The 24,905-nt window shown below is 61.1% G+C and carries 30 protein-coding genes and 1 pseudogene; 20 read left to right on the forward strand and 11 right to left on the reverse strand.

From position 1 onward, the window contains the following. The first annotated feature begins 62 nt into the window (after positions 1–62). From IEX53_RS07895 to map, 8 genes and pseudogenes are all read left to right on the forward strand, one after another. Entirely contained in the window at positions 63–599 is a 537-nt protein-coding gene (locus tag IEX53_RS07895) for a peroxiredoxin (protein ID WP_188823148.1), read from the forward strand. A gap of 96 nt (positions 600–695) precedes the next feature. Then, positions 696–887 (forward strand): ribbon-helix-helix domain-containing protein, encoded by a 192-nt coding sequence (locus IEX53_RS07900; RefSeq protein WP_188823150.1) that lies wholly within the window; start codon positions 696–698, stop codon positions 885–887. Between the two features lie 13 nt (positions 888–900). After that, complete coding sequence (locus tag IEX53_RS07905) at positions 901–1,110, forward strand: hypothetical protein (protein WP_188823151.1); 210 nt, start codon at positions 901–903, stop codon at positions 1,108–1,110. 57 nt (positions 1,111–1,167) lie between these two features. Further along, positions 1,168–1,356: a hypothetical protein gene (locus tag IEX53_RS07910; protein ID WP_188823153.1), complete on the forward strand. Its 189-nt coding sequence runs from the start codon at positions 1,168–1,170 to the stop codon at positions 1,354–1,356. Positions 1,357–1,529: 173 nt separating this feature from the next. Beyond that, positions 1,530–1,991 (forward strand): annotated as a pseudogene (locus IEX53_RS07915) (transglycosylase SLT domain-containing protein); the annotation flags it as partial. Positions 1,992–2,097: 106 nt separating this feature from the next. Further along, the gene (trhA, locus tag IEX53_RS07920; RefSeq protein WP_236016091.1) at positions 2,098–2,760 is read left to right on the forward strand and encodes a PAQR family membrane homeostasis protein TrhA; all 663 of its coding nucleotides are present in this window, start codon (positions 2,098–2,100) and stop codon (positions 2,758–2,760) included. 65 nt (positions 2,761–2,825) lie between these two features. After that, on the forward strand, positions 2,826–3,038 hold the full coding sequence (locus IEX53_RS07925) for a ParD-like family protein (RefSeq protein ID WP_188823159.1): 213 nt from the start codon (positions 2,826–2,828) through the stop codon (positions 3,036–3,038). Beyond that, positions 3,035–3,823: a type I methionyl aminopeptidase gene (gene map / locus IEX53_RS07930; protein ID WP_188823161.1), complete on the forward strand. Its 789-nt coding sequence runs from the start codon at positions 3,035–3,037 to the stop codon at positions 3,821–3,823. Before IEX53_RS07925 ends, map begins: the two co-directional genes overlap by 4 nt. Before the next feature lie 232 nt (positions 3,824–4,055). Here map and IEX53_RS07935 read toward each other — a convergent pair whose 3' ends face one another. Together IEX53_RS07935 and IEX53_RS07940 are read right to left on the reverse strand one after the other, a co-directional pair. Continuing rightward, entirely contained in the window at positions 4,056–5,276 is a 1,221-nt protein-coding gene (locus IEX53_RS07935) for an argininosuccinate synthase (RefSeq protein ID WP_188823164.1), read from the reverse strand. Between the two features lie 92 nt (positions 5,277–5,368). After that, positions 5,369–5,668: a putative quinol monooxygenase gene (locus IEX53_RS07940; RefSeq protein WP_188823166.1), complete on the reverse strand. Its 300-nt coding sequence runs from the start codon at positions 5,666–5,668 to the stop codon at positions 5,369–5,371. A gap of 122 nt (positions 5,669–5,790) precedes the next feature. On the opposite strand from IEX53_RS07940, the gene IEX53_RS07945 reads away from it, so the two are divergent. Beyond that, positions 5,791–6,450 (forward strand): LysE family translocator, encoded by a 660-nt coding sequence (locus IEX53_RS07945; protein ID WP_188823168.1) that lies wholly within the window; start codon positions 5,791–5,793, stop codon positions 6,448–6,450. A 4-nt stretch (positions 6,451–6,454) separates the two neighbouring features. Here IEX53_RS07945 and IEX53_RS07950 read toward each other — a convergent pair whose 3' ends face one another. From IEX53_RS07950 to IEX53_RS07965, 4 genes are all read right to left on the reverse strand, one after another. Continuing rightward, entirely contained in the window at positions 6,455–6,901 is a 447-nt protein-coding gene (locus IEX53_RS07950) for a hypothetical protein (protein WP_188823170.1), read from the reverse strand. Between the two features lie 55 nt (positions 6,902–6,956). Continuing rightward, positions 6,957–8,195, reverse strand: a complete 1,239-nt coding sequence (gene rlmN, locus IEX53_RS07955; RefSeq protein ID WP_188823171.1) for a dual-specificity RNA methyltransferase RlmN — start codon at positions 8,193–8,195, stop codon at positions 6,957–6,959. 323 nt (positions 8,196–8,518) lie between these two features. Beyond that, the gene (locus IEX53_RS07960; protein ID WP_188823173.1) at positions 8,519–9,022 is read right to left on the reverse strand and encodes an invasion associated locus B family protein; all 504 of its coding nucleotides are present in this window, start codon (positions 9,020–9,022) and stop codon (positions 8,519–8,521) included. A 260-nt stretch (positions 9,023–9,282) separates the two neighbouring features. Next, on the reverse strand, positions 9,283–9,654 hold the full coding sequence (locus IEX53_RS07965) for a YkvA family protein (protein ID WP_188823497.1): 372 nt from the start codon (positions 9,652–9,654) through the stop codon (positions 9,283–9,285). A 123-nt stretch (positions 9,655–9,777) separates the two neighbouring features. Here IEX53_RS07965 and IEX53_RS07970 point away from each other — a divergent pair, with 123 nt between their 5' ends. Together IEX53_RS07970 and IEX53_RS07975 are read left to right on the forward strand one after the other, a co-directional pair. Then, complete coding sequence (locus tag IEX53_RS07970) at positions 9,778–10,065, forward strand: type II toxin-antitoxin system RelE/ParE family toxin (RefSeq protein WP_188823175.1); 288 nt, start codon at positions 9,778–9,780, stop codon at positions 10,063–10,065. After that, the gene (locus IEX53_RS07975; RefSeq protein WP_188823177.1) at positions 10,066–10,362 is read left to right on the forward strand and encodes an addiction module antidote protein; all 297 of its coding nucleotides are present in this window, start codon (positions 10,066–10,068) and stop codon (positions 10,360–10,362) included. Here IEX53_RS07975 and thpR read toward each other — a convergent pair whose 3' ends face one another. Further along, on the reverse strand, positions 10,363–10,944 hold the full coding sequence (thpR, locus tag IEX53_RS07980; RefSeq protein WP_188823179.1) for an RNA 2',3'-cyclic phosphodiesterase: 582 nt from the start codon (positions 10,942–10,944) through the stop codon (positions 10,363–10,365). Positions 10,945–11,046: 102 nt separating this feature from the next. Next, positions 11,047–11,694: an arylesterase gene (locus IEX53_RS07985; protein WP_373288613.1), complete on the reverse strand. Its 648-nt coding sequence runs from the start codon at positions 11,692–11,694 to the stop codon at positions 11,047–11,049. A gap of 118 nt (positions 11,695–11,812) precedes the next feature. Here IEX53_RS07985 and IEX53_RS07990 point away from each other — a divergent pair, with 118 nt between their 5' ends. The 3 genes from IEX53_RS07990 to IEX53_RS08000 all read left to right on the forward strand — a co-directional run bounded on the left by IEX53_RS07990 (position 11,813) and on the right by IEX53_RS08000 (position 16,051). Further along, entirely contained in the window at positions 11,813–12,532 is a 720-nt protein-coding gene (locus IEX53_RS07990; RefSeq protein ID WP_188823183.1) for an ABC transporter ATP-binding protein, read from the forward strand. A 95-nt stretch (positions 12,533–12,627) separates the two neighbouring features. Continuing rightward, the gene (locus IEX53_RS07995; protein ID WP_236016102.1) at positions 12,628–15,126 is read left to right on the forward strand and encodes an ABC transporter permease; all 2,499 of its coding nucleotides are present in this window, start codon (positions 12,628–12,630) and stop codon (positions 15,124–15,126) included. A gap of 190 nt (positions 15,127–15,316) precedes the next feature. Continuing rightward, positions 15,317–16,051, forward strand: a complete 735-nt coding sequence (locus tag IEX53_RS08000; RefSeq protein WP_188823187.1) for a Bax inhibitor-1/YccA family protein — start codon at positions 15,317–15,319, stop codon at positions 16,049–16,051. Positions 16,052–16,265: 214 nt separating this feature from the next. Here the strand turns inward: IEX53_RS08000 and IEX53_RS08005 are convergent, their stop codons facing one another. The 3 genes from IEX53_RS08005 to acnA form a co-directional block, all read right to left on the reverse strand. Continuing rightward, complete coding sequence (locus IEX53_RS08005) at positions 16,266–16,640, reverse strand: DUF2794 domain-containing protein (RefSeq protein WP_188823189.1); 375 nt, start codon at positions 16,638–16,640, stop codon at positions 16,266–16,268. 394 nt (positions 16,641–17,034) lie between these two features. Further along, positions 17,035–17,889, reverse strand: coding sequence for a DUF1223 domain-containing protein (locus IEX53_RS08010; protein WP_236016092.1), 855 nt, complete (start codon positions 17,887–17,889; stop codon positions 17,035–17,037). 251 nt (positions 17,890–18,140) lie between these two features. Continuing rightward, positions 18,141–20,828, reverse strand: coding sequence for an aconitate hydratase AcnA (acnA, locus tag IEX53_RS08015; protein ID WP_188823191.1), 2,688 nt, complete (start codon positions 20,826–20,828; stop codon positions 18,141–18,143). Positions 20,829–21,129: 301 nt separating this feature from the next. Between acnA and ccmA the strand changes: the two genes are divergently transcribed. The 6 genes from ccmA (at position 21,130) to IEX53_RS08045 (ending at position 24,903) form a co-directional block, all read left to right on the forward strand. Beyond that, on the forward strand, positions 21,130–21,738 hold the full coding sequence (ccmA, locus tag IEX53_RS08020) for a heme ABC exporter ATP-binding protein CcmA (protein ID WP_188823193.1): 609 nt from the start codon (positions 21,130–21,132) through the stop codon (positions 21,736–21,738). A 217-nt stretch (positions 21,739–21,955) separates the two neighbouring features. Next, positions 21,956–22,621 carry a heme exporter protein CcmB gene (ccmB, locus tag IEX53_RS08025; RefSeq protein ID WP_188823194.1) on the forward strand — a complete coding sequence of 222 codons (666 nt, stop codon included), beginning with the start codon at positions 21,956–21,958 and terminating at the stop codon, positions 22,619–22,621. A 67-nt stretch (positions 22,622–22,688) separates the two neighbouring features. Beyond that, a complete protein-coding gene (locus IEX53_RS08030; RefSeq protein ID WP_188823197.1) occupies positions 22,689–23,462 on the forward strand; it encodes a heme ABC transporter permease in 774 nt (257 codons plus the stop codon). Continuing rightward, positions 23,459–23,623: a heme exporter protein CcmD gene (gene ccmD, locus IEX53_RS08035; RefSeq protein ID WP_188823199.1), complete on the forward strand. Its 165-nt coding sequence runs from the start codon at positions 23,459–23,461 to the stop codon at positions 23,621–23,623. The genes IEX53_RS08030 and ccmD overlap by 4 nt, the downstream gene beginning before the upstream one ends. After that, the gene (locus IEX53_RS08040) at positions 23,620–24,222 is read left to right on the forward strand and encodes a DsbE family thiol:disulfide interchange protein (RefSeq protein ID WP_188823201.1); all 603 of its coding nucleotides are present in this window, start codon (positions 23,620–23,622) and stop codon (positions 24,220–24,222) included. Before ccmD ends, IEX53_RS08040 begins: the two co-directional genes overlap by 4 nt. A gap of 39 nt (positions 24,223–24,261) precedes the next feature. Then, complete coding sequence (locus IEX53_RS08045; protein WP_188823202.1) at positions 24,262–24,903, forward strand: HAD family hydrolase; 642 nt, start codon at positions 24,262–24,264, stop codon at positions 24,901–24,903. Positions 24,904–24,905 lie beyond the last annotated feature (2 nt).

A 24,905-nucleotide genomic window follows, 5' to 3' on the forward strand; every position in this document is an offset into this window, starting at 1 on the left:
AGGACCGCATGCACGCCCTCCCACGGAGCATCGGTCGACCGTTGTTTATGCAAGGAATCGCCATGATTGTGAAAAGAGTACCCGACGTCGTGTTCCGCACCCGCGTGCGTGACGAAAGCATCGAAGGCCCGAATCCCTATCGCTGGGAAGACAAGACGACGGCCGATTATTTCGCCAACAAGCGGGTCATCCTGTTCTCGCTGCCCGGCGCCTTCACGCCCACCTGCTCGACCTATCAGCTGCCCGATTTCGAGAAGCTCTATGACGAGTTCAAGGCGGAAGGCATCGACGAGATCTACTGCATCTCGGTCAACGACGCCTTCGTCATGAATGCCTGGGGCAAGTCGCAGAACCTCAACAACGTCAAGCTTATTCCTGACGGCTCGGGCGAGTTCACCCGCAAGATGGGCATGCTCGTCGTCAAGGACAATCTCGGCTTCGGCATGCGCTCCTGGCGCTATGCCGCCGTGGTCAACAATGGCGTCATCGAGAAGTGGTTCGAAGAAGAAGGCTTCTCCGACAATTGCGAGACCGACCCCTACGGCGTTTCCTCGCCGCAGAACATCCTTTCTAATCTCAAGACCGCGAAGGCGGCCTGATCCTCACGACAAGTTCCCGGCCGCATTCAGGCGGCCGGGACAATTCTTGCCACGATTTCGTTGCAATGAGAGAGCGATTCTGAAGGAAGGTTGTGCATGACTACTCATCTCCCTCAAGATTTGCAGGACGCTCTCGACCGTTTCATCGCCGGCAAGCAGGGCAGCATCAACAAGACGGAGGCGATCGCCATGATCCTGCGGGACTGGATGGTGAAGGAGGGCTATCTCCCGGCCCGCAAAGACGAGGGCCTGCCGCCCGATGAGCTGAATTCCAGCAACGACGACTGACCCGGCGGGCGACATGGAGACTCCGCCGCCCGAGCTTCAGCCGTCCTCGACGCTGGGAAGACGCCTTGCCATCCTCGTGGCGCTGGCCCTCATCCTGCTCGCGGCGCTTGCGTGGATGACCATCTACCTGCTCGACGCGGCAGGAGCCATCAATATCGACCCGCTGACTTTCACCGCGAGCGACCTGGACCATTTCAGTCTCCTGGTTCCGCGGTTTCTTTAAGCTTTCGCCACGTCAGGCAAATGTGTTAAGAAAAAGAGGACCCCAAGAGGAACGCCCATGGCATTTGAAGACATCAAGGCGGAAATCGCGCTGCTTTTCCAGGAAATGGTCAACCAGCCCGAGGGCGCGGCGGAAATCCGCGAAGCCATCCGCGAAAAGCTGAACGCGCTCAAAGCCAATGGAATGCCGCTGCCGGGCGATCTGGTGGAACTCGAAAAGCGGCTCGGTAGCGATTTCGACGTCTAATGCGCATCAATCTTTCTGCTTTTCCGGCTCTTGCCCTCTGTTCGCTTGCTCTTGCCGCGTGCACCACGGCGAAAGTGGAAGCGCCCAAGCCCGCGCGTGCCCCGGCAGCTACGCCTGTGGCCGTCGCGCCCGAAAAACCCGCCGAGCAACAAGCAGCGACTCCGAAGAAGCAGGGCGTCGATGGGCTGATTTCCCAATATGCCGCGGCCTATCAGGTGCCGGAGACGCTGGTTCGCCGCGTCGTGCACCGCGAAAGCAAGTTCAATCCTGCCGCGCGCAACGGGCCTTATCTGGGCCTTATGCAGATCAGCCATAACACGGCGCGAAGCATGGGCTATTCCGGCCCGGCAAACGGCCTGCTCGATGCCGAAACCAATCTGAAATATGCGGTGAAATACCTCTCGGGCGCCTATCGCGTGGCTGACGGGGACGAAAACCAGGCCGTCCGCTTCTATTCCCGCGGATTTTACTACGATGCCAAGCGCAAGGGGCTGCTGGAGGAAACCGGGCTGAAAGCGCAGGCTTTCGCCGCCGATCCGGTGCTGCCCGCCGCGTTCGCGCTGCCGCTCGTTCCGGAACGGCCCGCTTATCCCCAATTGATCACGGCTTCGGCAACAAATCTTTCATCCAATTGACAAAATTGCCCTTCATGCTTTTGTAACAGGATAGCTGCATCCTGCTGGTTTAGGCTGCCCGATCTTATCCCGTCTGGAGATTCATGGTCGGGGCGAGAGGATGGCGATGGGCGACCGCTTGAAATTACCCGAAACGATCCGCTGGGATTACGACATCGCCGAATTGTGGGCCGATGGCGTCATCCATGTGGTGGGCGTGACGCTGGCCGTCATCGGCGCCATCGCCATGACCGCCTTTTCCCTGCGCGTCGACCCGCCGCACCTGTTCGTCGCGGCGATCATCTACGCTGTCAGCCTCGTCGCAACGCTCGGCATGTCGGCGGTCTACAACATCTGGCCCGTCACGCCGACGAAGTGGTTCCTGCGCCGCTTCGACCATGCGATGATCTATCTGCTGATCGCGGGGACCTATACCCCCTTTGTCATGAAAATGGGCGGGCAGTCCTGGGTGCTGCTGGCGGCTATCTGGACGATTGCGCTCATTGGCATGGGGCTGAAACTCCTCCTGCCGGGCCGCTTCGACCGGCTTTCCATCGTTCTCTATCTGGCGCTGGGGTGGAGCGGCGTGCTCATCTACGACACGATGACCGCCTCGCTTTCCCCCGCCGTCGTCTGGCTGATTGCAGCGGGCGGCATCGTCTACTCGCTCGGCGTGATCTTCCATGTCTGGCGCCGCCTGCGCTTCCAGAACGCCATCTGGCACGGCTTCGTCCTTGCCGGCGCTATGTTGCACTATGGCGCGGTGTTCCATTCGATAGCCATCATCTGACCAGACGTCTCCTTGAAGTCGTATACGAATCATATATGTTTCGTATAATCTTCAAGGAGAAATCCATGGGCATCGTGAAAATCAGCGACGAATTGCACGAGGAGCTGCGCAAGGCGAGTGACGTCATGTGCCGGTCCATCAATGCCCAGGCCGAATATTGGATGAAGATCGGCATGCTGGCGCAGGCCAATCCGGACCTTTCCTTCAACGAGATCGTGCAGATGCAGTTGCGGGCTGCCGATGTGCATCTCACGCCCATGCCGCTTCAGCCGTCATGATCAAATCGGCAGCCGATCTGGAAAAAATGGCGGTGGCGGGCTCGCTTTTGGCATCCGTCTTCACGCTTCTCGACCGGACGAACCTTGTCGGCATGACGACGATGCAGGTGAACGATCTCGTCGAGGATTATATCACGCGGACCCTGCAGGCGCGGCCGGCCAGCAAGGGCCAGTATGATTACCCCTATGTGCTCAACTCATCGAAGAACGAGGTCGTCTGCCACGGCATGCCCTCCGACAAGGACATCATCGCGGAAGGCGAGATCGTCAATTTCGATATCACGCTGGAGAAGGACGGCTTCATCGCCGATTCCAGCAAGACCTATATGATCGGCGATGTCGCGCCCTTCGCCTCACGCCTGGTGCGGGTGACCTATGAGGCCCTGTGGAAGGGCATTGCCGCCGTGCGCCCCGGAGCCTATCTCGGCGACATCGGCCACGCCATCGAGCGCCACGCCAAGCGGAACAGCTACAGCGTTGTCCGAGAATATTGCGGTCACGGCATCGGACGGCAGATGCATGAGGAGCCGCAGGTGCTGCATTTCGGCAAGCCAGGCACGGGGGTTCGATTGCGTGAAGGCATGGTTTTCACTATCGAGCCGATGCTGAACCAGGGCTCGGCGCGGGTGAAGACCGAGGAGGATGGCTGGACGGTGATGACCCGCGACGGGAAACTCTCCGCGCAATTCGAGCATACGGTGGCGGTGACGTCGGATGGGGTTCGCGTGATCACCTTACGCCCGGACGAGGAGAAGATGCTGACGGGGCTGAGGCGAGTGGCGTGAAGACGAAGCTTCGAGCGGCTCATGTTTTAATGTGGACGCGAGGCGCCCCCCTCTGCCCTGCCGGGCATCTCCCCCGCTAGGGGGGAGATTGTGCCTTCATCGACGCCGACATGAATCGCAGACGTGGAAGGTGAGCGGCATGATCCATATCAGTTAATCTCCCCCCTTGCGGGGGAGATGTCCGGCAGGACAGAGGGGGGCGCTGTCCCGCCGACGTTCACAGCAATGGCAACTACCGCCGATCCCGCGCGGCCAGCGTCCGCAAACGCAGGGCGTTCAGCTTGATGAAGCCGGCGGCGTCTTTCTGATCATACGCGCCCTGATCGTCCTCGAAGGTGACGAGCTTGTCCGAATAGAGCGACTTCGGCGATTCGCGGCCGATGACCATAACGTTGCCCTTGTAGAGCTTCAGCGTCACCTCACCCTCGACATTCTCCTGGCTCTTGTCGATGGCCACCTGCAGCATTTCGCGCTCCGGGGAGAACCAGAAGCCGTAATAGATGAGCTCGGCATAGCGCGGCATCAGCTCGTCCTTAAGATGCGCCGCGCCGCGGTCGAGCGTGATCGATTCGATGGCCCGGTGAGCGGCGAGCAGTATCGTTCCACCGGGCGTCTCGTAGACGCCGCGCGATTTCATGCCGACGAAGCGGTTCTCGACCAGATCGAGACGGCCGATGCCATTGTCCCGGCCATAGTCGTTGAGCTTGGCCAGAAGCGTGGCGGGCGAAAGCCGCTCGCCATTGATCGACACCGCGTCGCCCTTCTCGAAGCCGACCTTGATGATCGTCGCCTTGTCGGGCGCGTCCTCGGGCGAAATGGTGCGCATGTGCACATATTCGGGCGCGGCTTCGGCGGGGTTTTCCAGCACCTTGCCCTCGGAGGAGGAGTGCAGGAGGTTCGCGTCGACGGAGAACGGCGCTTCGCCCTTCTTGTCCTTGGCAACCGGGATCTGGTGCTTTTCGGCGAATTCGAGCAGATCGGTGCGGCTCTTGAAATTCCAGTCGCGCCAGGGGGCGATGATCTTGATATCGGGGTTCAGCGCATAGGCCGAAAGCTCGAAGCGGACCTGGTCGTTGCCCTTGCCGGTCGCGCCATGGGCGATGGCGTCGGCGCCGGTCTTCTTCGCGATCTCGATCAAATGCTTGGAGATGAGCGGGCGGGCGATGGAAGTGCCCAGCAGATAGACGCCCTCATAGACGGCATTGGCGCGGAACATCGGGAAGACGAAATCGCGCACGAACTCCTCGCGCACGTCTTCGATGAAGATTTCCTTGATGCCCAGCATCTCGGCCTTCTTGCGCGCGGGCTCCAACTCCTCGCCCTGGCCGAGATCGGCGGTGAAGGTGACGACCTCCGCGCCCAGCTCCGTCTGCAGCCATTTCAGGATGATCGAGGTGTCTAGGCCGCCCGAATAGGCGAGCACGACCTTTTTGACGTCTTTCCACTTGTTCATGATTTTCGTCCGGTAGAGGGAAGTTTCAAGGTCTTTTAGCAGTTGGAAGCCTGCGCGCAAGTCGGTAGGCCTGCGCCTCCGACACAGTTGCCTCAGGTGACCCTGGGTTCGCCGACTTCGTAGAGCCGCAGATCGCGGTCGCCGATGCCAAGCTCCGGCCACGCGGCGCGCCATTCCGCGATATGGGCGGAAGCAAAATGCAGGTCCAGCGCGGCCTGCTCCCGCCACATCTCCTTCACATGGATGAGGCCGGGCTCGAGCACATCTTCGGCATAGCAATAGTCGAAACAGCCATCTTCCGCCCGGCTTGCTTCTATCATGCGCCGCATGGCTTGCCGCGCGGCAGGCAAATTTTCGGGCGGCAAGCGGACGGTTCCGACGATGAGCAGCATTTTTCCTCTCCGATTGAAGCCCCTCGCTAACGGGGCCGCGTGGGCATGGCAAGGGCGGTGAAGATGAGTTCCCTTTGCCCGCGAAATATTTTAGCCTGCTCATATCTCTTTGGAGCGCTTCGATGCCTTTTCTGTCCAGCCTGACATTCATCCCCGACTGGCCCGTTCTCGTCCAGTTTGCCATCGCGACCTTCATCCTGACGATCACGCCGGGGCCGGACATGACACTCTTCGTCGGACGGGCGCTTTCCCAAGGACGAGCGGCGGGGCTAGCCTGCGTTGCCGGAGCCTGTACGGGCATTGCCATTCATACATCAATGGTGGCACTCGGCCTGTCGGCGCTGATCGTCGCCTCGCCGGAGGCATTCTTCGCGCTGAAAATCGTCGGCGCGGGTTATCTCATCTGGCTCGCTATTCAGGCGATCCGCAACGGCTCGGCCTTCTCGCCGGAGAAAAAGGACGGCGGCACGCAGAGCCTTTTCCGCAATTGGGCGACGGGGCTCGGCATCAATCTGCTCAACCCGAAGATTATCCTGTTCTTCATGACCTTCCTGCCGCAATTCGTCTCTGCCCATGATCCGCATGCGCCGGGCAAGCTGTTCTTCCTCGGACTTTCCTTTATCCCTCTTTCCCTGCCCTTCGTCATTCCGATGATACTGGCAGCGGACAAATTCGCCGGATTGCTCAAGAAGAACCCGACCGTGACGCGCATCACCGACTGGCTGTTCGCCGGGGTGTTTTCAGCGTTTGCGATGAAGATTCTGATGACGCAGGCGAAGTAAGGGATTACCGCCGCGACCCGGCGGTGCGTCCCGCAATCGGCCAGTAAACCGAGCCGCCGATGATGCCGGCGGCGGCGGCCGTAGCCGTGAACAGAGCATAGTCCGACGAACTGGCCTCAGCATTCTGCACAAGCTGGTATGCGACGATGCCGACGCCCATCAACAAACCGGCGAGGCTGTAGAACAGCCAGTCGCGGCGGCGGGCGAATTCGGACCATACGATGATGAAAAGCGAAGGGACGAAGGTTCCGGTCGCCACGTAGAAAATGGTGAAAGGCGTCGCGGTGAGACTGACCTGCATGATGTTTTCCACGGCTGTCTCATCGGCGGGGCCGTGATTGGCGAAGGCGAAAAGCAGCATGGTCAGCACGAAAGCGGCGACGATTACCGCCGCGAGCCACGCAAACGAAGCGAGGATAAAGCGCCATATATAATAGAAGAACTCGCTCATTCTCTACTGGCCGCAAGTCCGAACGGAAACCCGTCGTCAATTTTCCTGGACTTGCTCATTCCTCGCCGTGTCCCACGATCATCATGGCTTCGAGCGCCAGGCGGTCCGCCTTGCGCATACGCTCGGATTCCGATTTCAGCTGGCCGCAGGCAGCGAGAATGTCGCGCCCGCGCGGCGTGCGGATCGGCGAGGCATAGCCGGCATTGTTGACGTAATCGGCGAAACGCTCGATCTGCTCCCAGTCCGAGCACTGATAGTTCGTGCCCGGCCAGGGATTGAAGGGGATCAGGTTGATCTTGGCCGGGATGCCCTTGAGCAGGCGCACCAGTTCCTTGGCGTCCTCAAGGCTGTCGTTGACGTCCTTCAGCATCACATATTCGAAGGTGATGCGGCGGGCGTTCGAGAGGCCGGGATAGGCGCGGCAGGCCGCGATCAGCTCTTCAAGCGGGTATTTCTTGTTGATCGGCACCAGCATGTCGCGCAGGTCGTTGCGCACGGCATGGAGCGAAATGGCGAGCATGACGCCGATTTCCTCGCCGGTGCGGTAGATCTCGGGCACGACCCCGGAGGTGGAAAGCGTGATGCGGCGCTTGGAAAGGGAGAGGCCGTCGCCATCGGAGGCGATGAGCAGCGCCTTCTTTACCTCCTCGAAATTATAGAGCGGCTCGCCCATGCCCATCATGACGATGTTCGTCACCTTGCGCCCTTCGGCGGGGACGATGGCGCCATCGGGCGTGTCCTTGTCAGGGAAGTCGCCGAGACGGTCGCGGGCAGCCATAAGCTGGGCGAGGATTTCCTCCGCCGTCAGATTGCGCACCAGTTTCTGCGTACCGGTATGGCAGAAGGAGCAGGTGAGCGTGCAGCCGACCTGGCTCGAAATGCAGAGCGTGCCGCGCCCTTCCTCAGGGATATAGACGGTTTCGATTTCGACGGGGCGGCCGGCGCCACGCGGGGGAAACCGAAACAACCATTTGCGCGTGCCGTCATTGGAAATCTGCTCATCGACGATTTCCGGCCGGCCGATCGAGAAATGCTGCGAGAGAAGCGCACGCATATCCTTGGAGATGTTGAGCATGTCGGCGAAATCCGACACGCCGCGCACATAGAGCCAGTGCCACAATTGCGCGACACGCATCTTCACCTGGCGCTCCGGCACGCCGATGCCGACCAGCGCCTCGCCCATCTCGGCGCGCGTCATCCCCACCAGCGAAGGCTTGGGCGCAAGCGCGGCCCGGGCAGCCATGCCAAGCGCATTACGGGCGGCAGGAACGGTCAGGTCAAACGAAATGGACATCGGCTTTCAGCACCAGAGATTTCGGAGTAATATGGGGCTTCGCCCATTGCCGCGCCAGTCACGGGCGGTATCTTGCGCGGGGCTAATATCATGGAAAGTCGCGATAGTCACCCCAGCGCCCCCTTCCCCCTTGCGGGGAAGGTGCCCGCGTTAGCGGGCGGATGGGGGTGGTGACGTTTGCACTTGCTTCGAAAACCGTGGCGCCAAGCGTCACCACCCCCACCCGACCCTTCGGGCCACCCTCCCCGCAAGGGGGAGGGAAGGCGCTAAAGCAAAAAAGGCCGGGAACATTCCCAGCCCTTCCTGCCTGCGCTATGCAAAGCTTACTTACACTTCTGGATCGCCGCCAACGCCGCCGAGATGCCCTTCAGCGAATAGGTGTAGCTGGTATTGGTGCCGCGCTTGGAGACGGCCTTGACGGTCATGTCCGAGCCGCCGCGCATGGCCGCGATCAGTTGCGGCTCCTCGGCGGCGTTTTCCATCCAGCCGGATTTGCCGTTGACGAACATGGTGAAGCTGCGGCTGCCGACAGTCACCGTCACCTTGGCATCCGGCTTCAGTTCGTAACCGGCCATGAATTGCGGTTCGAAGGAGACGTTCTGGCCGGGCTTCTGGCTGACGAGGAAGAAATTATCGCCGTGGTCCACGCTGGCGGGCGTCTTCTGGGTCGGCACGGACAGGACATAGCAGACCTTGCCATTGGCCGACTGGTAGCTGTAGGCGCCCCAAGCGTTGAACTGGCTGATCTGGCTCGGGGTCTGGGCGAGTGCCGTGCCCGCCATCCCCATCATGAACACAGAAGCCGCGACGATCGATTTTCCAAGCATGTTCCTACCGGTTCTCTTTCGTTTGCTTCATACCCGAATCCGGGACGGCTGCCGCTATCCGCGCCTTCCCATTCAAATTCCCGATTAATTTGACTTAATCTGGGTTACGAAACGGTGAAGTTTTGCGGACGCGCCACGCTTTTCTCACACGAAAAAGCTTTAGAAGCCCCTGAAGCGATTTTGCTCCGGTTAGGTTCTCCAAAAGAAAGCGGCGAGAATGTGTTTCCGTAAAATGCCGGATGTCTATCCCTAATGTTTGGTTAATCCAGCTTCGTAAGCGCCGCGCGGGCCGCTTCGCGATGGGCCGGCGTGATATGGGAGCGCACGGCGTTCAAGGCCGTCATCAGCACCGCGATATCGTCCGTGAAGCCGAAGGGCAGCAGAAAATCAGGGATAAAATCGAGCGGCAGCACGAAATAGGCGAGCGCCGCCATAAGGGTCAGACGTACGCGGCGCGGCGTGTTCCGGTCGAGCGCGCAGTAATATGCCGCCACCACCTCCTCCATGAAGGGAATGTAGCGGGCAGCCTTGCGCACCGTCTTCCAGAAAGCCTTGCGCACACGGTTCTCCCGCTCGCGCTGCTTTTCCTCGCTGCCGGGCTCCAGAATCTCGCCTATCTTGACCTTGTCCATCATTCTCATCTCCGGATGGAAGCCGATCAAACATGGGATGCATCGCCGTTACACACAAGAGGATCGTATCCTGCAGTTAACAATTTTCTTGACGGCGGCACTGATGTTAACTAGAGATCACATATGATCGAAGTTCGCCAGACCGCCGAATTCCTCGAATGGCTTCGCGCCCTGCGAGATAACCGCGCCCGCGAACGGATTTCGCAACGTCTCGTTCGTATGCAAGCGGGCCTGCTGGGCGATGTGAAGTTCTTCGACGGCATTGGCGAAATGCGCATTGATCACGGCCCCGGTTACCGCGTCTACTTCGTCAAGCGGGGCAATGTGCTTATCATCCTTCTGTGCGGCGGTGATAAATCCACACAGAAGCACGATATTAAACGCGCCATCGAAATGGCGAAGGAGGTCTGAATGGCTATCGAAACCATTCCATTCGATGCTTCCGAATTCCTCGGAAGCCGTGAAGCCCAGATCGAGCTGATTGCCGATGCGTTCGGATCCGGCGACGCCGCCTATATCACTCACGCGCTTGGTGTTGTGGCCAAGGCCCGCGGCATGACGACCGTGGCGAAGGATGCCGGCGTCACCCGCGAGGCGCTCTACAAGGCCTTGAGCGAAAAAGGCGACCCGAAGCTCTCAACCCTCCTTGGCGTGACCAAAGCCCTCGGCATTCATCTGACGGTTCAGCCAGACAAAGATGCTGCCTGATCAGAACGTCCTTTGCGCGTCCAGATAGCGCGGGGAGGACTGGCGGCGCGATTGCAGCGGCCATGCCTCCTCAACGACATACGGACCCCCGCCGACCGAATCGCGCGAGGACATCAGCACGAAGCGCCCGACCCGGAACGGCACGGTGGCGAAATTGCCGCGCGAGGAGAGATAGCGCGCCACATCCTCGTCGCGGACGTTTTTCAGCCGGGCGAGCGTGACATGCGGCGTGAACTTGCGCGGATCGGCTGGGAGCCCCAGCCGCTGGCAGATACGCTCGATCTCCGCCTGCAGGGCAAAGAGATCGGGCGACGGTGCAACGCCCGCATAGACGCTGTGCGGCTTTTTCGAGCCGAACGCGCCGACGCCGGAAAGGCTCAACATGAATTCCGGACGGCGGATGCGGTCGAGCGCGTTGGCGACCTCGTCGGCCACATGGCCTTCAATGTCACCCAGGAAGCGCAAGGTGATGTGGTAGTTCTCGACATCGATCCAGCGAGCGCCGATAAGGCCGCCTCGTAACAGCGAGAGCGAAAGCGCGGCGTCACGCGGAATTTCGAGGGCAGTGAAAAGACGCGGCATGGCATCCTCCTCGAATCGTTCTACCCCTCTACCGAAACACCGAATGGAGGCAAGAGCAAGCCGTTTATTCCAGCGCGTACCGGCAGGGTGAACAAGCGATGCTCAGTTTTCCTGCGATTTGAATTCTTTCAGCACCTTCTCCATGACGGGTAGAAAGCCCTCGACCATGCGCGTCACGCCTTGCGCGTTGGGATGCATTCCATCATCAAGCACCATGGTCTTTTGCGCCGCGACGCCATCAAGAAAGAAAGGATAGAATGGCAGGACGTATTTATCCGCCAAAGCGGGATAGATGGCGTTGAATCGCTCGTCATAGGCCTTGCCCATATTGGGCGGGGCGAGCATTCCGGCGAGAACGATGGTGATGCCGCGCGATTTCAAGCGCGTGATCATGGTCTTGAGATTTTTAGCCGCTATATCAGGCGATATACCGCGGAGCGCATCATTCGCGCCGAGTTCCAGAATGACAATGTCCGTGCCATCGGGAATGGACCAGTCGAGCCGGGCGAGACCGCCGGCCGTGGTGTCGCCGGATACGCCGGCATTCTCGATCGCCACATCGTAGCCCGCCTTCTTCAAGGCCTCTTCCAGCCGGGCGGGGAAGGCATCCTGCGGCGGCAGTTGATAGCCGGCCATGAGGCTATCACCGAAGCCGATGATGCGGATGGGCTTGCCGGCTTTCGCGGCGCTCGTCTGAGCCTCAGCCATCGGCACGAGGATAATGCTGAAAAGGACGAACGATGCGGCCATTATGCCGGCAATAAATGCGTGTACTGGTTTGAATCTCATCGGCGGCAACCCATATCCAAATTCCTTCCTCATGCGACATCCCGCATGACAGTTCCGAACATATAGGAAAGACTTGCCCGTGACAGAACCCGTGATCGCTCTCGACAATGTGCATTTGACCCTGGGGAGCGGCGCTTCGACGGTCCATGTTCTCAAAGGCGTGTCGCTGACAATCGAGGCGGGGGAATCAGTGGGCATTGTCGGTCCATCCGGCTCGGGCAAATCGACGCTGCTGATGGTGTTGGCGGGGCTGGAGCGGATCGATAGCGGCACGGTGTCGATAGCCGGCGCGCGGCTCGACAGCATGAACGAGGACGAGGCAGCGGCCTTTCGCGGGCGCAATGTCGGCATCGTCTTCCAGTCCTTCCACCTGATCCCCAACATGACGGCGCTCGAAAACGCCGCGGTGCCGCTGGAGCTGGCGGCCCATGCGGATGCTTTCGACATCGCGGCGCGGGAGCTGAAGGCCGTCGGGCTTGAGCATCGCATGTCGCATTATCCGGGCGAACTTTCGGGCGGTGAACAGCAGCGCGTGGCGATTGCGCGAGCGCTCGCGCCTTCGCCCAAGATTCTCATCGCCGACGAACCCACCGGCAATCTCGACGCGGCCACAGGCACGAAAATCGCCGATCTTCTCTTCCAGGCGCAACGCGAGCAGGGCTTGACGCTGGTGCTCGTCACACACGATCCGGCGCTTGCCGCGCGCTGCGACCGCGAAATCCACATTCGCTCCGGGCAGATCGAACCTGACAGCGCTGGCGAAACCGCCCCGCAGCGTATCGTGGCGGCCAGCCGATGAGCGCGCTTCCTTCTCCCATTTCCACACGTCCAGACGGAAAACCGCTTCACACTTTTCCTGGACTTGCTCTGGCCCTCCGCTTCGCTCTGCGCGAAATGCGCGGCGGGCTTTCCGGCTTCTATATCTTCCTCGCCTGCATCGCGCTCGGTGTCGCGGCCATCGGCGGCGTCAATTCCGTGGCGCAAGCGATAAGCGGGGCCATTGCAACACAAGGCCAATCGATCCTCGGCGGCGACATGCGGTTCGAACTGAACCAGCGCGAGGTATCGCCAGAGGAGCGCGCCTTCCTCACCTCGCACGGGCGGCTCGCCGACAGCGCATCCATGCGCTCGATGGCGCGGCTTCCCGATGGCTCGGACCAGTCGCTGGTGGAGGTCAAGGCGGTGGATGGGGCCTATCCGCTGTTCGGCACGTTCAAGACCGAACCGGCGCTGCCGCATGACGCGCTTTTCGGCGCGAAGAACGGTGTCTATGGCGCTGCCACGACGCAGCTTCTGCTCGACCGGCTGGGGCTGAAGCTCGGCGACCGCGTGGAATTGGGACAAGCGACGTTCGAACTGCGCGGCATCATCACGGACGAGCCGGACATGCTTTCGGATGGCTTCGGCTTTGCGCCGCGCTTCATGGTTTCGCTCGACGGACTCAGGGCATCCGGCCTCATCCAGCCCGGCAGCCTTGTCGAGCATGTCTACAAGATCGCCCTGCCCGCTGGGGCGACCGATGCGGACATTCGAGCCATCGAGACGCAGGCGCAACAGAAATTCCCGGAAGCGGGGTGGAGCATCCGCACCCGCAGCAATGCCTCCCCTGCCCTTTCCGCCAATATCGAGCGCTTCTCGCAGTTCCTGACGCTGGTGGGGCTCACGGCGCTGATTGTCGGCGGCGTGGGCGTCGCCAACGCCGTGCGCGCCTATCTCGACGGCAAGCGCGGCGTCATCGCCACGTTCAAATCGCTGGGCGCGCCCGCCAATTTCGTGCTTACCGTTTACCTCACGCAGATCCTCATCATCGCGCTTATCGGCATCGCCATCGGCCTCGTGATGGCCATCGCCGCGCCCTATGCGGCAGCGGCGGCGCTTTCCTCCGTTCTGCCGGTGGCGAGCGCGGCAGGCATTTATCCCGGCGCTTTGGCCATGGCGACGGTCTTTGGCGTAGTGACAACCCTTGCCTTCGCCATCCTGCCACTAGGGCGCGCCCGCGACATTCCCGCGACCGCGCTTTTCCGCGAGCAGGGCTTCGACCAGCGCGGCTGGCCGCGGGCGGTCTATCTCATCGCGGCGGCAGGGCTGATCCTGCTGCTTGCGGGGCTTGCCATCCACTTCGCCTATGACCGAAGGATCGCCACGATCTTCATCGTCTCCACGGCCCTGGCCTTTCTGGTGCTGCGGGCGGTCGCGACGGGCGTGCAATGGCTGGCGCGGCGCGCGCCGCGTGTGCGCTCCACGGCGCTCAGGCTCGCCATCGGCAACATCCACCGCCCCGGCGCGCTGACGCCCTCGGTAATACTGTCGCTCGGCCTCGGGCTGACGCTACTGGTGGCGCTGACGCTCATCGATGGCAATCTGCGCCGGCAGATTTCGGAGAGCATCCCGGAGCACGCGCCCAATTTCTTCTTCGTGGATATACAAAGCGCGGAGATCGATAATTTCAGAAAGCTGCTGCAGGAGGCGGCGCCTGGCAGCAAGATCGTCAGCGCGCCGATGCTGCGCGGGCGCATCGTGGCGCTCAACGGCACCGATGTCTCCAAGCTCACCATTCCGCCGGAGGGTGCATGGGTGCTGCGGGGCGACAGGGGCATCACCTATGCGCAGAATATTCCCGAGAACTCGACGCTGAGCGAAGGGCAATGGTGGCCTAAGGATTATTCCGGCGAGCCGCTCGTCTCCTTCTCCGCCCAGGAAGCGAAGGAGCTGGGCCTCAAGCTCGGCGATACCGTGACCGTCAATGTGCTCGGGCGCAACATCACGGCGAAAATCGCCAGTTTCCGGCAGGTGCAATGGGAATCGCTGGCGATCAATTTCGTCATGGTGTTCTCGCCCAACAGCTTCGCGGGCGCGCCTCATGCATGGCTGGCGACCCTGACGGAGCCCAGCGCCTCGCCGGAGCGCGAGGCGGAGGTTCTGCGCACCGTGACGCGCGCCTTTCCCGCCGTCACCTCGGTGCGTGTCAAGGACGCCATCGATGTCGCCAATGATCTGGTGGGCCAGCTTGCAACCGCCATCCGCGCGGCGGCGGCCGTGGCGCTCGGCGCGTCGGTGCTGGTGCTTGGCGGGGCGCTCGCTGCGGGCAACCGGGCGCGCATTCATGACGCGGTGGTGCTGAAGACGCTGGGAGCCACGCGGCGGACGTTGATCAAGGCGTTTTCGCTGGAATATCTGATGCTGGGGCTGGCGACGGCGGTCTTCGCGCTCATCGCGGGCGGCGTCGCCGGATGGTATGTGGTGGCGCGCGTCATGCAATTGCAGGCGCGGTTCCTGCCCGATGTGGCGCTGATGACGGTGGCGGTGGCGCTGGTGCTTACGGTCGGCTTCGGCCTGCTCGGCACATGGCGGGTTCTGGGCCATAAGGCGGCTTCGGTGCTGCGAAACCCGTGATGAAGACGCAAATCATGCCTGCGAATCAGTACAAAACGGTCTTTTTTAACCGCATGATCGCGTCCCAGACGCGGGGCACTTGTGAAAAAGGGTAACAATCCCCATAATCTTGGGCAGGCATGCTGTCGTCCCGGCAGCGGCGCCTGGGGAGCGCCCCCGACACCGGACGGGACAACGCAAGAGGAAAACCATGGTTGACTATCGAAACATGCAAGCCAGAAGCCCGGCTGGCGTCCGTGTAGACGCTGGCATAGACCAGGGTCTTCGCAGCTATATGCTGGGCGTCTACAACATGATGGCCCTGGGCCTCGCCCTCACCGGCGTCGCGGCTCTCGGCACGTCGGTCCTCGCCCAGTCGAACCCGGCCTTCGCCCAGCTTCTTTACGCCAGCCCGTTGCGCTGGGTGATCATGCTGGCTCCGCTGGTTGCCGTGTTCTTCCTGAGCTTCCGCATCGAGAATTTGAGCGTCGGCGCGGCGCGGGCGACCTTCTGGGTCTATGCAGCCCTGGTCGGCCTGTCGCTTTCGTCGATCTTTCTGGTCTTCACCGGCCAGAGCATCGTGCGGACGTTCTTCGTGACCGCCGCCTCCTTCGGCGCGCTGTCGCTCTACGGCTATACGACCAAGCGCGATCTTTCCGCTATGGGCTCGTTCCTGATGATGGGCGTCTTCGGCCTCATCCTCGCTTCCATCGTGAACATCTTCCTCGGTTCGACCGCGCTGCAATTCGCCGTTTCCGTCCTTGGCGTCCTCATCTTCGCCGGGCTGACGGCCTATGACACGCAGTCGATCAAGGAGATGTATTTCGAGGGCGACTCGTCCGATACGATGGGCCGCAAGATCGTGATGGGCGCACTGAGGCTCTATCTCGACTTCATCAACATGTTCATGTTCCTGCTGCAGTTCATGGGCAACAACCGGAACTGATCCTGGGAACAGTGATCGAAGAAAGGGCGGCGGAAACGCTGCCCTTTTTGTTTTCAGGGGAATGTACCCATCCCTCCCCCTTGCGGGGAGGGTGGCCCGAAGGGTCGGGTGGGGGTGGTGACGTTTGCGCTTGCTTCGAAAACCGTAGCGCAAGCGTAGCCACCCCCATCCGTCTGCTCCGCAGACACCTTCCCCGCAAGGGGGAAGGAGGGCGCTATGTTTGCACCACCCGCAAGCTCTTGTCGAACACGCGCAATACCCGCTCCAGTTCGTGGCCGCGCTTCAGGATGAGCCCGCTGGCGGCGATGACCGACCAGGCGCCCTGGCGCTGCGCCAGCTTCGGGTTCTTCTCGATGCGGAAAAACGGAACCTCGCTCGCGCGACGAAAGATGGAGAAAACGGCGCGGTCGCTCAAGTGATCGATGGCATAGTCGCGCCATTCGCCCGAGGCGACCATCTGGCCGTAAACGCGCAGGATCCTGTCCAGTTCGCGCCGGTTGAACGTCACCGGCTGACTATGCCTCCGCGCCCTTGCCGCGTCGATGGAAACGGTCGAAGCTTCGCTGTCCGGTCTGTTTCCGCCATCCATCGCGTTTTCTCACCCAGGCTCGCATGACAGTTCGATGACTGAAAGGTGAAACCTTCGGGCCCGCTTTTCAAGCCAAAACGAAACCTTTCGTTAAAATTAAGCTTCATCTCACGAAACGATACATCCTGTTTCGATAGGTTACGGACCGCCACATTTTCGCCTTTTGCCGTTCGCATTGCAGCCCGATTATGCCAGCAACATCCCCTCGTTGCCTGAGACGGTTCGGTCTGGACATGCCCAACCCCAAGCCCCCCGCCCAATGGGCTGTCCGGACCGAACCAGCAGCATTCAGGATGGTGAAAACCACTCAGCTTTTCACCATCCGCAACGGCAACAGCGACGAAGCTTTAGGCTGGCAAAGCGCCGGCCTCTTTTTTGTCTCGCAACAACCCATTCATTCGAAAAGCTTGTCGGGCCGACGCCGCAGCATGGCCGCGCCCAAAATGCTTCCCAGGCGGTTGTCATAACCGACTTCCTGCAGCAGCACGGCGCAGCCGGACGCCTTCTTTTTCGTCAGTTCCGAAGCGGGAATTTCCACGCGCAGCGGTTTGCCGTCCCACATGCCGATCGTCTCGATATCGCGGACCGCGTTGCGGTACGTGACCGAGCGTCCGCCATTCTCACCGGCCTTGATCGGCACGGTTATCTTGTCGTCAAAATAGGCGACGAGGAGATGGACCGGCGTGTCCGGCTTTTTGCCCGCGCCGGCCTCGATGACGAGGCGCTGGCCGTCCTGCCTCGCGATCCTCACAGGCACGCTCAGGCCGCCAGGACCGCCGGCCAGCCTCGCAATGCCTGATTTTATGCTCTTCGCGTCATTGCCGTTGAGCTCGGTCCGGCCATTGAGAATCACCTGCGGGGTATAGATCATCCGGGCCTTCATCGCGTTGCGATAGGCATTCTGTCGCGCCGTGTTCTCCGGCGTGGCGAGCGTATCGCGCCAGCCAAGATAATCCCAGTAATCGACATGGAAAGCGAGCGCCACGAGATCCGTGCGCTTGGCGAGCTCGTTCAATGTGGCATCGGCCGGAGGGCAGGAAACGCAGCCCTGGCTGGTGAAAAGCTCCACCACGCCGCGCGTGGCAAGCGAAGCCGGAATCACATCCGCATCATCGGCATCACGGGCATAGGCCGGGGAGAATTGCGCCGCGACGGAAAGAAGGCCTGCGAACAGCAAAAGATTCCAATCGCGCGCGGATGGAACTGAAAAATATCGGCTCCATGGATATCGGTCGACGATCGGTTCCAAGGCTCTCTCCGGCTCTCACCATCTTACGTAAATTGTCGGGGACATCTACTTTTACGCGACCTGCCGATCAATGGGAAGTCACGTTGGGGTTATCCGGAAATAGAGCATTTATATTCGACGGAATCGCCAGACATACCCCTCATCCGGCCGCGCGAAGCGCGGTCGGATGAGGGGTGCCTGCTTGGCGCCTACATTTACAATAAAGCCGCCGGATCGCTCCGGCGGCTTCGCTTTGATTTGTAATGGCTCGATCAGGCCGCGAGATCGCGCAGGACGTATTGCAGGATGCCGCCGTTCTTCATGTAGTCGAGCTCATCAAGCGTATCGATGCGGCACCAGATCGGCACTTCCTTCACCGTACCATCGGCATAGGTGACCTTGGCCATCGTCTTCTGGCGCGGCTTGATGTCGTTGAGGCCGTCTATCTCGACCGTCTCGTCTCCCTTCAGGCCCAGCGACTGCCAGCTCACGCCTTCATCCAGCACGAAGGGGATGACGCCCATGCCGACCAGGTTCGAGCGGTGGATGCGCTCGAAGGACTGGGCGATGACCGCGCGGACGCCGAGCAGATTGGTGCCCTTGGCCGCCCAGTCGCGCGAGGAGCCGTTGCCGTATTCGATGCCGGCGAAGATCACCAGCGGCACGCTTTCGGCCCGATACTCCATGGCGGCGTCGTAGATCGGCATTTCCTCCTTGGAGGGGTAATGGATCGTATAGCCGCCCTCGCGCCCGTTCTCACCCAGCATCCAGTTGCGGATGCGGATATTGGCGAAGGTGCCGCGCATCATGACCTCATGATTGCCGCGGCGCGTGCCGTACTGGTTGAAGTCCGCCACACCGACGCCATGCTCCATGAGGTAGCTGCCGGCAGGCGAAGCCGCCTTGATGGAACCGGCGGGCGAGATATGGTCCGTGGTGATCTTGTCGCCGAAGAGGCCGAGGACGCGCGCGCCCTTGATATCCTCGATCTTGCCGGGAACCTTGCCCATGCCGACAAAGTAAGGCGGGTTCTGCACATAGGTCGACTGGTCGTCCCAGGTATAGGTCTGCCCTGCTGGAACCTGAACCGCCCGCCAGTTCTCGTCACCCTTGAAGACGTCGGCATATTTTTCCGCAAAGAGCTTGCGGGTGACGTTCCTGGCGATGAAGTCCTGGATCTCCTGCGAGGACGGCCAGATATCCCTAAGGAACACCGGGTTGCCATTCTGGTCTTCGCCGAGCGGCTCCTTGGTGAGGTCCTTCGTCACCGTGCCCGCGAGCGCGTGCGCGACGACCAGCGGCGGCGAGGCGAGGTAGTTTGCCTGCACATCCGGCGAGACGCGGCCTTCGAAATTACGGTTGCCCGAGAGGACGGCGGCGGCGATCAGGCCCTTGTCGTTGATCGTCTTGGAGATCGGCGCCGGCAGCGGGCCGGAATTGCCGATACAGGTGGTGCAGCCGAAGCCGACGAGGTTGAAGCCGAGTGCATCCAGATCCTTCTGCAGCCCGGCGCTTTCCAGATAGGCTGCGACGACCTGCGAGCCGGGGGCCAGCGAGGTCTTGACCCAGGGCTTGGTCTTGAGGCCCTTGGCGACCGCATTGCGGGCGAGAAGGCCTGCGGCGATCAGCACGCTTGGATTGGAGGTGTTGGTGCAGGACGTGATGGCGGCGATGACGACGTCGCCATGGCCGAGATCGTAATCCTCGTCCTCGACGGCGTAGCGCGTCGCCTGGCCGGTGGTCTTCTTGTATTCCGTCTCAAGCGATTTAGCGAAGCCGGAGCCGATGTTTTCCAGCGGGATGCGGCCTTCCGGACGCTTCGGGCCAGCCATTGACGGCACGACTTCAGCCATATCGAGTTCGAGAACATCGGTGAAGACGGGATCGAAGGAATCGCTCTCCCGCCACATGCCCTGCGCCTGGGTATAGGCCTTGACGAGTGCGATGCGCTCTTCCTCGCGGCCCGACATATGCATGTAGTTCAGCGTTTCTTCATCCACGGGGAAGAAGCCGCAGGTCGCGCCATATTCGGGCGCCATGTTGCCGATGGTGGCGCGATCGGCGAGCGTCATGTTGCCAAGGCCGGGGCCGAAGAACTCGACGAACTTGCCGACGACGCCCTTCTTGCGCAGCATCTGCGTGACGGTCAGCACCAGATCGGTGGCGGTGACGCCCTCCTTGAGCTTGCCGGTCAGGCGGAAGCCGATGACTTCAGGCAGAAGCATGGAGACGGGCTGGCCCAGCATGGCTGCCTCGGCCTCGATGCCGCCGACGCCCCAGCCCAGCACGCCAAGGCCGTTGACCATTGTCGTGTGCGAATCGGTGCCGACGCAGGTATCGGGATAGGCGACGGTGACGCCGTCCTCTTCCTTCGTCCAGACGGCTTGCGCCAGATATTCCAGGTTCACCTGATGGCAGATGCCGGTGCCCGGCGGCACGACGCGGAAATTGCGGAATGCCTGCTGGCCCCATTTGAGGAAGCGGTAGCGTTCGCCGTTGCGCTGGTATTCCAGATCGACATTGCGCTTGAACGCCTGGGCATTGCCGAACTCATCGACGATGACCGAATGGTCGATGACGAGATCGACGGGCACGAGCGGATTGATCTTCTCGGGATCGCCGCCGAGCGACACCATCGCATCGCGCATGGCGGCGAGATCGACCACGGCGGGAACGCCGGTGAAATCCTGCATCAGCACGCGGGCCGGACGATAGGCGATTTCCGCACCGGCCTTGCCGCGATCGGAAAGCCACTTCGCGATATTCTCGATGTCGGCCTTCTTGACGGAGCGGTCGTCCTCGAAGCGCAGCAGGTTCTCAAGCAGAACCTTCATCGAGAATGGAAGCCGGGAAATGCCCTCCAGACCGTTCTTTTCGGCCTCGGTCAGGCTGTAATAGACATATTCCTTGTCCCCTACCTTGAGGGTCCTTCGGCATTTGAAGCTGTCGATATGTGACACGAACATTCGTCCTTATGCTGCTGGGCCGAAACCCGAGACGAACGCCTAATGCTCACGTTTCAAGGACGCGGCTCAAGGTGCGGGTGCAGTCATTTCCGCTGTCCGTCCCGCTGCCCGCTTCCGAAAAAGCGAACATTTGAGATCGGCCAAAAATGGGTTCCCACACCGACCGCTGGCATGGTAGCCGCTATATAGAGCGTTTCCTAAAACTGTTCCAGATTGTTATTGCGCGAAATCAGCGATTGCGGCGAATTGTTGCGGCATCATTTTCGGCCAATTGTCTGGCTTATCCGGAGGGAAAATGCGGCTTGAAGCCCTGAAATTGAGCGCCGAGCGCAGCGGCGAGACCATCTTTGCCGATCTCGACTTTGTGATCGAAGCGGGCAGTGCGCTCGTCGTAACCGGGCCGAACGGGGCGGGAAAATCGACGCTTCTGCGAATCATCGCCGGGCTGCTGGCGCCTGCTTCTGGCGAGGTGCGGCTGGAGGGCGGCGAGGCGTTTGCCGATGTACAATCCGCCTGCCATTATCTGGGGCACAAGAACGCGATGAAGGATGCCTTGAGCGTGCGGGAAAATCTCGCCTTCTGGCAGGCGTTCAACGGCGAGGCGCGGATGGATATCGACGATGCACTGGAGACGGTGGGGCTTGATGGTACGGATCATCTGCCCTTCGGCTATCTCTCGACGGGGCAGAAACGGCGCATATCGATTGCCAAATTGCTGGTGAGTTATCGTCCTGTCTGGCTGCTGGACGAGCCGACTGCGGGGCTGGACAAGGTTTCGGAAGGACGCTTTGCGGGGCTGATGCGGGGACATCTCGACGCGGGAGGGATCATCGTTGCGGCGACGCATCTGCCGCTGGGGCTGGAGGGGGCAGGGGAGTTGAGGATGGGGGGAAGTCAGTGGTAGCTGGAATCACCCCCCTCTGCCCTGCCGGGCATCTCCCCCACAAGGGGGGAGATTGGCCAATATTACATGCCGAATCCATCCTGCAAAATCTGCGATTGATACCGACCGTCGATGAATGGCTAATCTCCCCCCTTGGGGGGGAGATGCCCGGCAGGGCAGAGGGGGGTGTTCCAGCGCACTGCATCGACCATTGCCTCCGCAGGCGGAGAGACCTCCAATGACCGCCCTCTTCCTCCGCGATTTCCGACTGGCTTTGCGCGCGGGCGGCGGGGCGCTGGTGGGCATTCTGTTCTTCCTCGCCGTCATTACCGTGATGCCGTTCGGCGTCGGGCCGGACCTTAATCTACTTTCCCGCATCGGACCGGCGATGCTTTGGGTCGGCGCGCTGCTTGCCGCGCTGCTCGGGCTCGACCGGCTTTTCCAAGCGGACCGAGACGATGGCTCGCTCGATCTACTCGTCATGAACGGCGACCGGTATATGCTCGGCATCACGGTCCTCATCAAATGCCTCGCACACTGGACCGCGACCGTCCTGCCGCTCGTCATCGCCGCTCCGCTGCTCGGTCTCTTCATGAACATGGCGCCCGAGGCCATCGGTGCGACGGCTCTGACCCTGCTTGCGGGCACCCCGGCCATCACGCTTATCGGCGCGGTGGGGGCGGCGCTGGCGGTGTCGCTGCCGCGCGGCGGACTGCTTGTCTCGGTGATCGTGCTGCCGCTGACGGTTCCGGTGTTGATCTTCGGCGTTTCCGCCGCCTATGGCGCGACGACCGAGGGCGTGCCGTTTCTCGCGCCATTCCTTATCCTCTCAGCCATCACGCTGTTCTTCGCGGTGATCGGTCCGGTGGCTGCGGCTGCGGCGTTGAAACTCTCGACGGACTGACGAGATTTGGAATGGTTTTAATACAAGTCAATTGCCGGATTTGCCCGGCAAGGTTATGTAATTATCCATGTCAGACACTGCTAGCCAGCCCTTGAGACTGCTCGACCTTGCCAACCCCACGCGCTTCCTGGCGCTGGCGGGGACGCTTCTGCCTTGGCTGGCGGGGCTTTCCGCGCTGGTGCTGGCGATCGGGCTCTATATGTCGGTCAACGCGCCAGACGATTACCAGCAGGGCATGACCGTCAAGATCATGTTCATCCATGTGCCGTTCGCCTGGCTTTCGATGATGTGCTACACGCTGATGGCGGCCTCGGGCCTCGGCACGCTGGTGTGGCGGCATCCGCTCGCCGATGTCTCGGCCAAGGCGGCGGCGCCCATCGGCGCGGCTTTCACCGCGCTGGCGCTCATGACAGGCGCGCTATGGGGCAAGCCGATGTGGGGAACATGGTGGGTGTGGGACGCGCGGCTCACCTCGGTCTTCGTGCTGTTTCTCATGTATCTCGGCATCATCGCGCTGTCGCGGGCACTGGACGATCCGGCGAAATCGGCAAGGGCGGCGGCGGTGCTGACCCTTGTGGGCTTCATCAACATCCCCATCATCAAATTCTCGGTCGATTGGTGGAACACGCTGCACCAGCCAGCCTCGGTGTTCCGCACGGGCGGCTCGACCATCGACCCGACGCTGCTCTGGCCGCTGCTGGTGATGGCGGCGGGCTTCACGCTCCTGTTCTTCACGCTGCACATGATGGCGATGCGCAATGAAATCTGGCGCAGGCGCGTCATCGCTATGCGGCGCATCGCGGCGCGCAAGGCCGACCAGAACGAGGCGGTAGCCGCATGAGCCACCTCACCTTCGTCCTCCTCTCCTATGGCATTTCGCTGGCGGTGCTTCTGGGCCTCGTCGCGTGGCTGCTTATCGACCAGCGCTCGCAGCGCACGGAATTGAAACGGCTGGAAGCGCAGGGCATCCGCCGGCGCTCGCAGAAGGCGGTTGAGCCATGAGCGACAGTGCTGCATCCCCTGCCCCGCGCCGCCGTGTCCTGCTGGCGCTGCTGCCGCTCGCCATCTTTCTGGCGCTGGCGGCGGTTTTCACAGCGCAGCTTCTTTCAGGAAAAGACGAAAGCGTCATCCCTTCCGTGCTGATCGGCAAGCCCGCCCCGGCAATGACCCTGCCACCGCTGGAAGGCCTCGCAATGGATGGCAAGCCGACGCCGGGCCTCGACCCCGCGAGTTTTTCGGGGCAGGTAACGCTGGTGAATGTCTGGGCGTCCTGGTGTGTGCCCTGCCGCGTCGAGCACCCGCTGCTGATGGAACTGGCGAAGGATGACCGCATCCGCCTCGTTGGCCTCAATTACAAAGACAAGCCGGAAAACGCCCGCAGCTTCCTGACCCAGCTTGGCAATCCATTTTCAGCTGTCGGGGCCGACACAACAGGCCGCGCCGCCATTGAATGGGGCGTCTATGGCGTGCCGGAAACTTTCCTCGTCGGGAGGGATGGGAAGATCATTTACAAGCATGTCGGGCCGTTCGATCCGGCGTCGATACGGGACGAGTTGATGCCTATTATAGAAAAGGCCATTGCGCCACGCGGCCAAGTTTGATTGCTGAACTTGCCCTTCGAATTAGAATGGGAGGCCTGCTTGATCAGAGCCGTGTTCTTCGATGTAGGCGAAACGCTTGTAAATGAAACACGACAATGGGACGAATGGGCTGATTGGCTAGACGTTCCTAAATTCTGTTTCGCGGCGGCACTTGGAGCCGTGATCCAAAGAGGCGGCCACCACCGCGAGGTCTTTACTTATTTTGACAAAGCTTTCGACTATGAGAAAGCAAAAGCCGAGCGGAAACGCCGTGGCTTGGATTACTCAATTCGCCCAGATGATCTTTATGAGGATGCCGTTCCAACCTTGAAGCGGCTCGCAGCAGATGGTTACATAGTAGGGATCGCGGGAAACCAGCCAGAGGAAACCGAGCGCGCATTGGCAAAATGCGGCGTACGCGCTCAGATTATTGCTTCCTCGATGAGCTGGGGCGTCGAGAAGCCATCAGTGGCATTTTTTGAGCGTATGATCTCCGAAGCCAACGTACATCCGTCAGAGATAGTCTATGTGGGCGACCGCCTGGATAATGATGTGATCCCCGCGTCTAAAGCGGGGCTTCACACTATATTCATCAGGCGAGGGCCTTGGGCCCCCATCCAATCCCAACTTATGGATATCTCTCGGGCAGATGCAATTATTGATAGCCTCACAGAACTTCACGAGCGATTAGCCACTCTTTAGCA

The sequence above is a fragment of the Paramesorhizobium endophyticum genome, assembly GCF_014640615.1.
GTDB classification, from domain to species: Bacteria; Pseudomonadota; Alphaproteobacteria; order Rhizobiales; family Rhizobiaceae; genus Paramesorhizobium; species Paramesorhizobium endophyticum.